Annotated in this window: 14 protein-coding genes and 1 tRNA gene; 6 read left to right on the forward strand and 9 right to left on the reverse strand. The window is 65.1% G+C overall.

Going from position 1 to position 11863, the window contains the following annotated elements; translation table 11 throughout:
* The first annotated feature begins 9 nt into the window (after positions 1-9).
* The 3 genes from VFO25_01570 to VFO25_01580 are packed head-to-tail and all read left to right on the forward strand — an operon-like array spanning position 10 to position 2515.
* Entirely contained in the window at positions 10-912 is a 903-nt protein-coding gene (locus VFO25_01570) for a glycine betaine ABC transporter substrate-binding protein (GenBank protein HET9341589.1), read from the forward strand.
* Positions 909-1901, forward strand: coding sequence for an ABC transporter ATP-binding protein (locus tag VFO25_01575; GenBank protein HET9341590.1), 993 nt, complete (start codon positions 909-911; stop codon positions 1899-1901). Before VFO25_01570 ends, VFO25_01575 begins: the two co-directional genes overlap by 4 nt.
* Complete coding sequence (locus VFO25_01580) at positions 1898-2515, forward strand: ABC transporter permease (GenBank protein ID HET9341591.1); 618 nt, start codon at positions 1898-1900, stop codon at positions 2513-2515. Before VFO25_01575 ends, VFO25_01580 begins: the two co-directional genes overlap by 4 nt.
* A 25-nt stretch (positions 2516-2540) precedes the next feature.
* Here VFO25_01580 and VFO25_01585 read toward each other — a convergent pair whose 3' ends face one another.
* The 4 genes from VFO25_01585 to egtD form a co-directional block, all read right to left on the reverse strand.
* A complete protein-coding gene (locus VFO25_01585; protein HET9341592.1) occupies positions 2541-2897 on the reverse strand; it encodes a hypothetical protein in 357 nt (118 codons plus the stop codon).
* 29 nt (positions 2898-2926) lie between these two features.
* Positions 2927-3382: a DoxX family membrane protein gene (locus VFO25_01590; protein HET9341593.1), complete on the reverse strand. Its 456-nt coding sequence runs from the start codon at positions 3380-3382 to the stop codon at positions 2927-2929.
* Between the two features lies 1 nt (position 3383).
* On the reverse strand, positions 3384-4649 hold the full coding sequence (locus tag VFO25_01595) for a choice-of-anchor tandem repeat GloVer-containing protein (GenBank protein ID HET9341594.1): 1266 nt from the start codon (positions 4647-4649) through the stop codon (positions 3384-3386).
* A 65-nt stretch (positions 4650-4714) separates the two neighbouring features.
* Positions 4715-5650: an L-histidine N(alpha)-methyltransferase gene (gene egtD, locus VFO25_01600; protein HET9341595.1), complete on the reverse strand. Its 936-nt coding sequence runs from the start codon at positions 5648-5650 to the stop codon at positions 4715-4717.
* 91 nt (positions 5651-5741) lie between these two features.
* Here egtD and VFO25_01605 point away from each other — a divergent pair, with 91 nt between their 5' ends.
* Positions 5742-6536, forward strand: a complete 795-nt coding sequence (locus tag VFO25_01605) for an alpha/beta hydrolase (GenBank protein HET9341596.1) — start codon at positions 5742-5744, stop codon at positions 6534-6536.
* Positions 6537-6540: 4 nt separating this feature from the next.
* Here the strand turns inward: VFO25_01605 and VFO25_01610 are convergent, their stop codons facing one another.
* Together VFO25_01610 and VFO25_01615 are read right to left on the reverse strand one after the other, a co-directional pair.
* Positions 6541-6987 carry a hypothetical protein gene (locus VFO25_01610; GenBank protein HET9341597.1) on the reverse strand — a complete coding sequence of 149 codons (447 nt, stop codon included), beginning with the start codon at positions 6985-6987 and terminating at the stop codon, positions 6541-6543.
* A 39-nt stretch (positions 6988-7026) separates the two neighbouring features.
* Positions 7027-7935 carry an NAD(P)-dependent oxidoreductase gene (locus VFO25_01615; protein ID HET9341598.1) on the reverse strand — a complete coding sequence of 303 codons (909 nt, stop codon included), beginning with the start codon at positions 7933-7935 and terminating at the stop codon, positions 7027-7029.
* Between the two features lie 80 nt (positions 7936-8015).
* Here VFO25_01615 and VFO25_01620 point away from each other — a divergent pair, with 80 nt between their 5' ends.
* Positions 8016-8546 (forward strand): O-acetyl-ADP-ribose deacetylase, encoded by a 531-nt coding sequence (locus VFO25_01620; protein HET9341599.1) that lies wholly within the window; start codon positions 8016-8018, stop codon positions 8544-8546.
* On the opposite strand, the gene VFO25_01625 is transcribed toward VFO25_01620, so the two are convergent.
* Positions 8537-9814: a Glu/Leu/Phe/Val dehydrogenase gene (locus VFO25_01625; protein ID HET9341600.1), complete on the reverse strand. Its 1278-nt coding sequence runs from the start codon at positions 9812-9814 to the stop codon at positions 8537-8539. The two genes, VFO25_01620 and VFO25_01625, sit on opposite strands and share 10 nt — an antisense overlap.
* A gap of 52 nt (positions 9815-9866) precedes the next feature.
* A tRNA-Leu gene (locus VFO25_01630) sits at positions 9867-9950 on the reverse strand.
* 84 nt (positions 9951-10034) lie between these two features.
* Between VFO25_01630 and VFO25_01635 the strand changes: the two genes are divergently transcribed.
* Positions 10035-10529 (forward strand): hypothetical protein, encoded by a 495-nt coding sequence (locus VFO25_01635; protein HET9341601.1) that lies wholly within the window; start codon positions 10035-10037, stop codon positions 10527-10529.
* Here the strand turns inward: VFO25_01635 and VFO25_01640 are convergent.
* Positions 10526-11689 carry a hypothetical protein gene (locus VFO25_01640; protein HET9341602.1) on the reverse strand — a complete coding sequence of 388 codons (1164 nt, stop codon included), beginning with the start codon at positions 11687-11689 and terminating at the stop codon, positions 10526-10528. The genes VFO25_01635 and VFO25_01640 overlap by 4 nt on opposite strands.
* Between the last annotated feature and the right edge of the window lie 174 nt (positions 11690-11863).

Consider the following 11863-nt stretch of genomic DNA (forward strand, 5'->3'; position numbering starts at 1 on the left):
CGTGATCACATGACGCCACTTCGGATCGGCCGGCGAAGCGCGCTCACCGCAATCGCCGGCTTGGCGCTCGCGCCGGCTGCCTGCGCACGCCCGGCGGGCGCGGCGATCAAGATCGGCTCGAAGAACTTCACCGAAGAGCTCATCCTCGGCGAGCTGTACGCGCAGTCGCTCGAGCACGCCGGGCTGCGCGTCGATCGCCGCTTGGATCTCGGCAGCGTCGAGGTCGCGATGGCTGCGCTCGAGCGAGGCGATATCGATCTCTATCCCGAGTACACCGGCACCGCATTGCTCGTCGTCTTGAAGCTGCCGCCGATTTCGGATCGCGACCGCACCTTCGAAACCGTGAAGCGCGAATACGAGCGGCGCTTCCATCTGTCGTGGTTGAAGCCGGCGCCGATGAACGACAGCCAGGCGCTCGCGACGACGCCTGCGGTCGCGGCGAAGTATGGATTGCGCACCCTCTCAGACTTATCGCGTCAAGCGCCGAAGCTCAGGCTCGCCTCGGTTCCGGAATTTACGGATCGCCCGGACGGGCTTGCCGGACTCAAGAAAGCGTACGGCGGCTTTGCGTTCGCCAGCATCCGCTACATCGCGATCGGGCTCAAGTACAAGGCGCTGCTCGACGGCGACGTCGATGTGGCGGTCGCCTTCGGTACCGACGGTCAGATCGGCGCCGATCATCTCGTCGTGCTCGAAGACGACAAGCGCTTCTGGCCTCCGTACCAGGTCGCACCGGTCGTGCGCGACGACGCGCTCTCGCGCTTCCCTTCGATCGAGCCGGCGCTCGACGCGCTCGCGCCGCACATCACGGACGCTGCGATGCGCGACTTGAATTGGCGCGTCGACGGCGATCACCAAGAACCCGCCGACGTCGCGCGCGCCTTCCTCCGCTCGGCCGGACTTACCGCGTGACCGGCGAGCCCGCGAAGTCGCCGGCGCTTCGCTTCGACGCAGTCGTCCACGCGTACGGCGGACGGCGCGGCGTCGACGGCGTCACGCTCGACGTGGCCGCGGGCTCGTTTTGCGTGCTGCTCGGTCAGTCGGGGAGCGGCAAGACGACGCTGCTGAAGACGGCTAACCGGCTGCTCGAACCGACGAGCGGTCATGTGTATGTCGAGGGCGTCGACGTCATGTCTATGCCGCCGGTGCTCCTGCGGCGTCGCATCGGCTATGCGATCCAAGCGGTCGGCCTCTTCCCGCATATGCGTGTGCGCGAGAACATCGCGGTCGTCCCCGAGCTCCTCGGGTGGGATCGCATGCGCATCGCCGCGCGCGTCGACGAACTTCTCGACCTCGTCCACCTGCCGCCGGCGGAATATCGGGACCGCTTTCCCCGCGAGCTGTCGGGCGGACAGCAGCAACGCGTCGGGCTCGCGCGAGCGCTTGCCGGCGACCCGGCAATCCTCCTGATGGACGAACCGTTCGGCGCGGTCGACGCGATCGAGCGCACGCATCTGCAGGACGAACTCGCGGCGCTGCATCGACGTTTGGGCAAAACCGTGCTGTTCGTGACGCACGACGTCGATGAGGCGCTGCGTCTCGCCGATACGATCGCCGTCATGCGCGATGGCCGCGTCGAACAATCGGGGTCGCCGCTCGCTATTCTCGCTCGGCCGGCGACGCCGTTCGTCGCAGATCTCGTCGGCTCGCACGATGCGCTTCGGCTGCTCTCGGTCGTCACGGTGGCCGACGCTCTCGACGGCGCCTCGTCCGGGTCGACGAGCGCGCAGCCTCAGGCCGCCGTCGCATCCGAGGCGACGCTTCGCGACGCGCTTTCTGCGTTGGCCCAGAGCGGCGACGCGAACGTCGCCGTCGAGCGCGACGGCGCTCGAGTCGGCGTCATCGGCGTCGACGACATGCTCGCGGCGCTGCGGCGCATCGCCGGAGGTCGCGGCAGATGACGTATTTCCTCGGACATCAACCAGACGTCTGGCTCGCGATCGGCCAGCACGCGCTCATATCCTTCGTGTCGCTGGTCATCGCGCTTGCGATCGCGATCCCCCTCGGCGTTCTCGCCGCGCGGTCGCCCGCCGTCGGCGCGCCCGTCCTCGGCGTCCTCGGAGCGATCTACACGATCCCGAGCATGGCGCTGCTCGGCGTGCTCGTCCTGGTCGAGGGCCTCGGTTTTTGGACCGCCGTCACGGCGCTCGCGGCGTACGCGCAGATGATACTCGTCCGGAACGTCGCCGCCGGCATCGCGGGCGTCGATCGCGGCGTCGTCGAGGCGGCGCGTGGTCTCGGCATGGGGGCGTGGCAGCTGTTCTGGCGGATCGAACGTCCGCTTGCGACTCCCGTCTTCATCGCGGGCCTGCGCGTCGCGACGGTATCGATCGTCGGCATCGCAAGCGTCGCGGCTTGGGTCGGCGCCGGCGGCCTCGGAACGCTCATCTTCGCCGGCATCGATCAAGGCAACGACGCGAAAGCCGTGACCGGCGCGATCGCCGCGATGGTCCTAGCGCTTGCGGCTGACGGCTTGCTTCGCGCGCTCGAGCGCCGGTACGTGGTGCCGCGTTAAGGACGCGCCTTGAAGCTCGCGAACGTCAGGTAAGCGCCGAGGGCGAACGCGATCGCCATGCACATAGAAATACTGCTCGTACGGCGAACCCCAGAGCACGAAGCCCGGCGCGGCGAGAAAAAACCAGACCCTTTGCGAGCGTCAGCCAGCTTATGAGTCGGAGGACGATCAGGAGCGCACCTCCCGAAGACCAGCCAAGGCTGAGGATCATCGCAAGCCCGGCCGCCACGAGAATGAGGCCCAAGACGAAGACGAGCGGCTCGTTGCGGACGAGCGCCTCCACCGTCTGTATCGTCGCAACCTTGTTCGCAGCCATCGCGATCGCAACGATGATGAGATAGATACCGAGCAGCTTCCCGAGAAACGTCGTCCGCGCGTTCACCAGGCCCTCCGTCGTATCGCCGACCCACTCTACCAAGGTACCTTTGGGAAGCGCTCCGCGAGAAGGGCATCGACGCCGAACGTCCGCCCGGCGCTGCCGATGATGAGCGCTAATGCGATCATAAAGTCCGCGGCGTCGTTGCTCGACGGGTACCACCACCACAGACCCTTGGCGAACATGTAGTTCGTCACGAGGAACATCGCCACCACGGCCGCGAGCCGCGTCGCCGTACCGCTGATGAGCGCGAGCGCGACGAACGTCTCGGCGATCTGGATGAGGACGCCGAACGTGGCGATGTGCGGCAGGACCGTCCCCGAGAGGAACGCGGCGTAGAACGGATGCGCATTCGCGAGTGCGAAGCGTTCGAGGAAAGCGCGCAGCATCACCGGATACTGCGCGCCCGCCGCGAGTTTGGGGTAGACCGCTATCGCGAAAGTGACCCCGAGGAACAAGCGAAGAAGGACGAGCGCATTGTTCGCCTTCACGCTAGTGCGCCCGGATGACGTCCTTCATCGTCCGCACCGAGGGCGTCACACCGAAGATGACGCCTTGTCCGAACGTGCCGCCGCCGACCGTCGAAGTGAAGAGGTTGCCGTTCGCGTCGGGCGTCAGCCCGTACAGCGGCGATTGACCGTCGTTGCGCGTCGAGCCGAACGTGTGGACGACACTCTCCATGCCGGTCATGTGGTCGAGCTTGAAGATGACGCCGCAGCCGCACGAGCCGCCGCCCGCGTCGGTCGTGCCGAAGAGGTCGCCGGCAGCGTCGAACACCAGCGTCGACGTCGGATTGCCGCCGTCGCTGCCGCCGGTGAAGCTGTAGAGGACGCGCTCCGCGTACCTCCCGGTCGATCTCGGCATCAATTCGTAGACCGCGCCGTTACCCGACGTTCCGCCGAAGTATGTCGTGCCGAAAAGATCGCCTTGCGCATCGGCGATGAGGCCGCCGTACGGAGATCCGGCATCGGGCGTGCCTTTGAACTGGTAGATGACGCTGAAGCTGAACGTATTGTTCGGCCCCGGCACGAGCTTGAAAGCGGTGCCAGCTTGGTGCATACCGCCGATCTCGGCGACGCCGAAGATGTCGCCGGCGGAGTCGATGAGCAGCGGGCCGAGCGATCCGATCCCGCCGTCGTTGCCGCCGGTGAATGCGTGCAGCACCTTGAACTGCCACTGCGTCCGGTGGAACGACAGCTGGTAGACGACCCCTATGCCGTGCGCACCGCCGTCCGGGGCGTCGCCGTAGAGATTGTCGTGCGAATCAATGGCGACGGGATTGCCCGGACCGAAGCCGTCCTTGTTGCCGGTGAAGTTGTAGATCACCTTGAACGCGTTGTGCGCGCCCTTCTTGAAGATGACGCCGCAGCCGTCGCCCACGCATATGCCGCCCGCGCCACCCGCGACGGTCGTGCCGAAGAAGTTTCCGGCGGAATCAAACGTCACGCCGCCGTGCGGATTCTTCCCGTCGGCGCCGCACGTGAACGTCCACACGAGCTCCTCGGTCCACAAGCCCTGCTTCGGGATCAGGCGGTCGATGGTGCCGCAACCGTCGAACCCGCCTTGAACCGTGGTGACGTACGCGCGCCCTTGCGGATCGAACGCGACCGTCGTCGCCGCGTTGCCCCCGTCGGTGCCGCCGCTGAAATTGTACACGACGCCCTGCGTCGTCGACGCGGATGCGCTGCAGAAAAGCGAAAGCGCCGCGATGCTCAACGCACCCGCGGTCGCAAGAAGTCGAAGGCCATGGTTCCGCATATGAAACGTCCCCCCTCAAGAGTCCGGACGTTTTCGCGAAGCCGCCCTAGGCCACCTCGACTTTTTCAGGTACGAGCCGTCAGCAGATAGTCCGCGAAGCGTTCGGATGCGTCGGTCCAGCGGCCCGTCACCGCGAAACCCGCAGCCACTGCCAACGACGAGATCGAAGCGTCGTCGAACTTATATGACGACTCGGTGTAGATCGGCTCGCCGGCTTCGAAGTGCGCGACCATGCCGATGCGGTCGATGGCCACATCCTGTTCAACCGTGCTGACCAAGCGGATCTCGATCCGCGACGCCGCGGGGTTGTAGCGCGCGGTGTGCTGGAACGTCGATAGGTCGAAGTGGCCGCCGAGCTCGCGATTGATCCTGCCGAGCAGGTTGCGGCTGAACGCCGCGGTGACGCCGGTCGGGTCGTCGTACGCGGCTTCGAGCGTTCGGGCGTCTTTTTTCAGGTCGGCGCCGAGGAGAAACCCGTCGCCGGGATCGAGCACCGACCGCAGTGCGGAGAGCGTCGCGCGCGCCTCGTCGGGCTCGAAATTGCCGATGTTCGACCCGAGGAAAAGCGCGAGCCGGCAACGCGCCCCGTTGCGCGAGAGGCGTGCGATGCCGCTGAGATATTCGGCGTTGATGCCGTCGACGACGATGCGCGGATATTCCCGGCGCAGCGCCTTCGCGCTGGCATCGAGAGCGGCGCTCGATATGTCGATGGGGCAAAACCGCAAAGTCGGCTGGCGCACGAACGCGGCGTCGATGAGGAGACGCGTCTTCACCGCGCTGCCGCTGCCGAGCTCGATGAGTTCGACGGGATAGCCGACCGCGTCGATGATCTCGCCGGCGTGGTTCCGGAGGATCTCCGCCTCGGCGTTGGTCAGATAGTATTCCGGCAGCGCCGTGATAGCGTCGAAGAGCGCCGACCCGAGGTCGTCGTATAGGTACTTCGGCAAAAGGCGCTTTTGCGGCGCGCTCAAACCCGACCGTACGTCGGCGGCAAAATCCATCGCGGCTCATTCGGACTGCCCCAAGACGCAACCCGCCAAACCTTCGCTGCGACGCGGGACAGCGACGGTCGCCGCGAGAATCGGCGCGGCTATGGCCACGACTGAAATCGATCTCGACGACGGCGCGCGCACTATCCTCGAGGTATGGGGCGAGCGCGGACCCATAGTGCTTTGCGTCCACGGCATGACGAGTTCGCGAAAAGCGTGGGTCAGGTTAGCGGAGCGCCTCGACGGACGTTGCCGGATAGCGGCGTACGATCAGCGCGGGCATGGTGACGCCGCGAGCACGCGCGGCCCGATGACGCTCGACACGCATGTCGCGGATCTCGACGCAGTCGCGCGATCGCTCGGCCCGGATGTGTTCGCGCTCGTCGGACATTCGTGGGGCGGAGCGGTCGTGATCCTCGCGGGCAAACGCGACGAAGCTCGGCGCGTCGTCGCCATCGACCCGGTGTTGCGCGTGCTCGCGGGAACGTGGAACGCCGACTACCTCGACGATGCGCAGGCGCTTTTCGCACTTCCCAAAGCCGCGCGTGAACTCTCGATACGTTCGGCGCTCGCCGGCTGGCATCCGACCGACGTCGAAGGCAAACTCCACGCCGTCGAGCACATGACGGCCGAGCCGATCGCACGCCTCGGGTCGGAGAACCGCGTCGACGAAGGCGGTTGGAACCTGCTCGATGCGCTCGTCGATTATCCGAAGCCGCTGCTCGTCTTCGCGGCCGGACCCGATGACTCGGTCATGTCGAGCAATGACGTCGCGCACCTGAAGGCACGCGGCGGCGCGAACGTGCGAGTCGCGGAGTTTCCGAACGAGGGCCACAACCTCCATCGCACCGCGTTCGATGCGTTCGCGACGGAGGTGGCGGCCTTCTTGGAAGTGTGAGCGTCTAGCGGCTCAGCTGGGTGTGCAGCTCGTGCAGATCTTCGAGCATGTTGAGCGTGACGGCGTCCTTGACTCCCTCACCCTTCAGTCCGGTCGCTCCGCGGATCCCTTTGCATGTGTCATCGCCGTGGTTGTATCCGAACACCGCGTCGTTATGCTTCTTGACGGTAGCGGCGTCGGTGTTGCCGTTGGTCTTGACGTACTCTTCGAATTGCACGTACGTCGGCTTGCTGTTCTTGACGAAGTCGAGCAGCTTCTGCTTATCGAGTCCGAGATCGCCGATCGTCATGTCGTCGAAGCCTTGGCCGCAATAGTCCCAGCCTTCGGCGAGAACCCCGGCGTTGCCGAGCGACAGCTTCGTCCACAGTCGCGGGAGATGCGCGATGCCGAGCGGGCCCATCGCGCTCGACGGGATGAACGGGACGACTTGTTTTTCGGTTGTGGTTGCCATTGTGGTCGATCCTTTCGATCAGCGTGCAGCGGGGTGCGATCAGGCGCGCGCGAGCGTCGGAGCGTGCCTGGATTTGAACGTCAGTTCTGCGACGCCGGACTTGTCGAGCTCGCCGAGCCCTTGGCCGATCATCGCATCGAACTGGCCCTTCGTGGCGGCGGCGAGCGGCAGGTCGAGACCGGCCGACCGCGCGAGCTCAAGCGCGATGCCCGAGTCCTTCGCGGCGTGCGCCGCCGAGAAATAGCAATCGTGTTCCCTGTTCTGCATGTCGGCGCCGTCCGTCTCGAGCACGCGCGAGTTCGCGCCGGTCTGCGCGAATATCTCGCGCAGCATGTCGAGATCGAGCCCGAGCGCATCGCCGAGTCCAAGGCCTTCGGCGAGACCTGCGGTGTTGATGTTCATGACCATGTTGACGAGCGCTTTCACCTTCGCCGCTTCACCGCTGGCGCCAACGTAGCTAAGCGACTTGCTCATGCGCTCGAGCATCGGACGCGCCTGTTCGAACGCATCCTTGCGACCGCCAATCATGAGGTAGAGCGTACCGTCGCGAGCTTGTGGGATCGAGCTCGCCATACATGCCTCGAGGCTTCGTCCGCCCGCGGCCTCGACGAGCTTTTCGACCTCGACGTGCACGTCCGGCGTGATCGTCGCGCAGTTGATGAAGAACTTGCCGCCGGCACTTTGCAGAAGGCTATCGCCGCTTTGCGCGTAGATGCGGCGCATCGCCGCGTCGTCGGTCACGACCGTGATGACGACATCCGATGCCGATGTGACGCCGGCGAGCGTCGGAGACGCCTGAGCACCGAGCTCGGCCGCGATCGAGCGCGCCAAGTCCGGCTGGATATCGTAGACCGCTGCGATCGGGTAGCCGACGTCTTTCAACCGGCGAGCGATATTCGCGCCCATCCGGCCCACGCCGACGACGCCGATGCTTGGATTGCTGGCCAAGATCAGGTCCTCCGTTTCAGGGGGCGTGAGAGTTTGCCGCCGCCCGATGTGTTTCCCTACTCGGGTCGAATGGGCCGGATATGCGGATCGGTCGCGCCGAACTCGTGCTCGTTCGCGGGGACATCACGAAGATCGCAGCCGATGCGATCGTCAACGCGGCGAACAGCGCTTTGTTAGGCGGCGGCGGCGTCGACGGCGCGATCCACCGAGCGGGCGGCCCGTCCATCATGGCCGAGTGTCGAACGATCGGCGGATGCCCGACGGGCGGCGCGGTCGCGACCGGCGCCGGCGCGCTTCCCGCACGTCACGTCATCCACGCGGTCGCGCCGATCTATCGCGGCGCTGCGTCCGATGCGCGGCTGCTGCGGTCCGCGTACGAGACGAGTCTGAAACTCGCCGGGTCGCTTGGCGCGAAGTCGATCTCGTTTCCATCCCTTGGCACCGGTGCGTACGGCTACCCGATATGGCAAGCCGCGCCGATAGCGATCGACGCGGCCGTCGTGCATCTGCGAAGCGGCTCGGATCTCGAGCGCGTCACGTTCGTGCTCTTCTCCGAGACCGACCTCGCGGTCTACGAAGAGACGCTCGCCGCTTTTAGCGCTTACGGATAGACGCCGCGCAGCTTCGTCGCTTCCGCGACGCGGCTGACCGCGACGACGTAGGCGGCGCGCCGCATGTGGACCTTGTGCTTTTTCGACTGCTCGAGCGTCTCGCGAAACGCTTTGGTCATCTTGCGTTTGAGGCGCTCGTTGACTTTGTCCTCATCCCAGAAGTCTTCTTGCAGGTCTTGCACCCACTCGAAGTACGAGACCGTCACGCCGCCGGCGTTCGCGAGGATGTCGGGCAGCACCATGATGCCGCGGTCGAAGAGGATGTCGTCGGCTTCGGGAAGCGTCGGCCCGTTCGCCGCTTCGGCGATGATCTTCGCGCGGATGCGTGGCGCGTTCTCCGCGGTGATGACTTTCTCGAGCGCCGCAGGCACGAGCACGTCGCACTCGACCTCGAGAACGTCCTTGTTCGACATCTTGTCGCCGCCGGAAAAACCCGACACGCTGCCGGTCTCTTGCTTGAACGCGACGAGCTTGCCGACGTCGAGCCCCTTCGGATTGGCGACGCCGCCGCGGCTGTCGGAGACGGCGACGATCTTGTAGCCGGCTTCGGCGAAGAGTTCGGCCGCGTGCATGCCGGCATTGCCAAAGCCCTGGATCGAAGCGGTCGCTCCGTTGATGTTGCGCCCGATCTCCGCCATCGCCTCGTTGGCTACGACGAGACATCCTCTCGCCGTCGCCTTGTCACGGCCGAGCGAACCGCCGATCGCGATCGGTTTGCCCGTGACGACACCCGGTATCGAGTAACCCTTTTGCATGGAATACGTGTCCATGATCCACGCCATGATCTGCGGCGTCGTATAGACGTCGGGCGCAGGGATGTCTTTCTCGGGTCCGATGATGATCGAGATCTCGCTCGTATAGCGGCGCGTCATGTTCTCGAGCTCGCGCATCGACATCGACTTGGGATCGCAGATGACGCCGCCCTTCGCGCCGCCGAACGGGATGTTGACGAGCGAGCACTTCCACGTCATCCACATGGCGAGCGCTTTCACTTCATCGAGCGACACGTCCGGGTGGAACCGGATGCCGCCCTTCGCCGGTCCGCGCGACATATTGTGCTGAACGCGATAGCCCTCGAAGACACGCAGCGTGTGATCGTCCATCTCGCACGGGACCGATACGCTGAGCACGCGCTTCGGAACGCGCAGATACGCATGGACGGACGCGTCGAGGCCGATGAGCTTCGCGACGTCGTCGAGCTGCGCCTGAGCCATCTGCCAGACGTTCTTCTCGGACTGGACTGCCGACCGGTCAAGGGTGGAAGACATGCGGACTCCTCGTGTAAATCAGCGCGGGGCATGGTGAAAGGGACGCGTTTCTTGCCGAAGACAGGACTCGAACCTGCACGTCCTTTCGGACACAAGTACCTGAAACTTGCGCGTCTGCCAGTTTCGCCACTTCGGCCAGGGACGCGAGGTTTTCCCGCGCTCGCGAAAAACGCCTCTTGCGCGCGCAACGAATGCGCGGGCGAGGAGCGTTCTCACCTATATGAAGACGGCATTTCTCGCGACGGCGGCGTTGATCGCTGCGGCATCCATGGCCTCGGCGGCCGCACCCGTGCCGTACCTTCCGGTTCCGAAGGATGCGGCGGTCATCCTCAACACCGGGTCGACGAACGCGCAAGGTTATCGGATCGTACTGCAGCGGTCAGGCGACGCCGAGTTCGTATGGGGCGCGCGGCGCGCCACCGCGACGATCGACAAAGCGATCGCTTCGAAGTTCTTCGCAGATGCGATGCTCGGCATGCCGCTTTCGAAACTTCAAGTCGCGCCGTGCATGAAGAGCGCTTCCTTCGGCACGTCGACGTTCGTCTGGTGGCGCGGCCAGCGCAGCCCCGACCTCAGCTGCCCCACCGACGCGAGATCATCGCACCTCAACGATGACGCGCTCGCGGTCGCGGCGGCGCTCCAGATCGGCGCCGGGCACCCCGTCTATCTGCCGACGGGCGAGCCGCGAAAACCGGTTCCTACTCCGACTCCCTAAGGAAACGCGATGACGGCCGTTCCGCCGGTCATGTTCGCGGGCGGCGCAGATCCCTTCGTTCCTATCGTTCCACCGTCGTAGGCGCCCGCGCCGTTCATCGTCATCGTGTGCGTGTACTTGCCGGGCCAAGGGAACGGCAGCGCCGGACCCGACTTCGGGCTGTTAGGATTCACCGCGACGGCGCACGGACCGATCGATGCGCCGGCAAGATAGCAGGCCGCATATTCCCTGCCGTACACGCCGCCGGGCTGCGCGAGCGAGTCTATGCTCGACGGCGTCGGCACGAGCGGCTGCTTTGGCACGAGCAGCGTCTCGGGCATGATGGTCACTTGAGACGGCGTCAGGAACTCCGTGTTCACGACCGAGCTCGCGACGTCGTACGAAAGCAGGAACGAAGCGTAGAAGTACGTGCGCAGCGCGTCGTTCGACGATGCTTGCACGTACGCGTCGCCGTGACAGACGAACACCCTGCCTTGGGCCTGCATCCTCAGCTCGGTGTTCTCCATCGCCAACCAATTCGGCGCGAAGTGGTATCCGGTCGGCGTCCGCCCGACGTAGCAGTCCTCGCCCATCCCGCCGTTCGCCGTCGGATTCAGCCCGATCGCCGGCGCCGGGCTCGCGGTTCCGGGTGGCACGTGGGCGAGTCCGTTGTAGATGATCGGATATCCGAGGTTGCTGTCGAGGTCGTTCGTCTCGTTCGTCCAGCGCGTCTGATCGAAGTTGCACGGCATCGCGCTCAACTTCACTCCCACGACCGAGTCGGCCGTGTCTTCGAAGATGTAGTCGTAGACGCCGCCGCCGTCCCAACCGATCATCGTGTTGACGGCTTTCGGCCACAGGTTCCACAGGTGCGACGAGTAGACGTTCATGAGCTGCTTGTTCTTGCCGATCACTTGGATGCGTTTGCCGCTGCAGTCGTGCGCGTATGTCGCCTCGTCGTTCGTGTGCATGAGATCGCCTTGGCCGGTCCGGTTAGGATCGGTGTACAAGATCGTCTTCATGCCGAGGGCGTGGGCGATCTGCGATGTCGATTGCTTCGTCATCGTGTAGTCGACCCACGCGACCACTTTCGTCGGATCGAGGCTCGGGCCGCCTGGCGCATCGAGGATGAGCCACGTGAGGACGTGAGTCGGAACCGTCTTGCCGCGCAGCGCGTTCATCTGCGGCTCACGAACCGAGGTCGGGACTACGCCGCTAACATGCGAGCAGCCGCTCGCCACCATGGCGAGAATGACGAATGACGTAGCGCAGAACGCAGAAATACGCATCAGAAATCGTTTGCTTCCCCAACGATTTACCTGGGACGGTCAAGAATCTGCGTACCCAGATATCTA

The sequence above is a fragment of the Candidatus Eremiobacteraceae bacterium genome, assembly GCA_035710745.1.
In the GTDB taxonomy this organism is placed as follows: Bacteria; Vulcanimicrobiota; Vulcanimicrobiia; order Eremiobacterales; family Eremiobacteraceae; genus JANWLL01.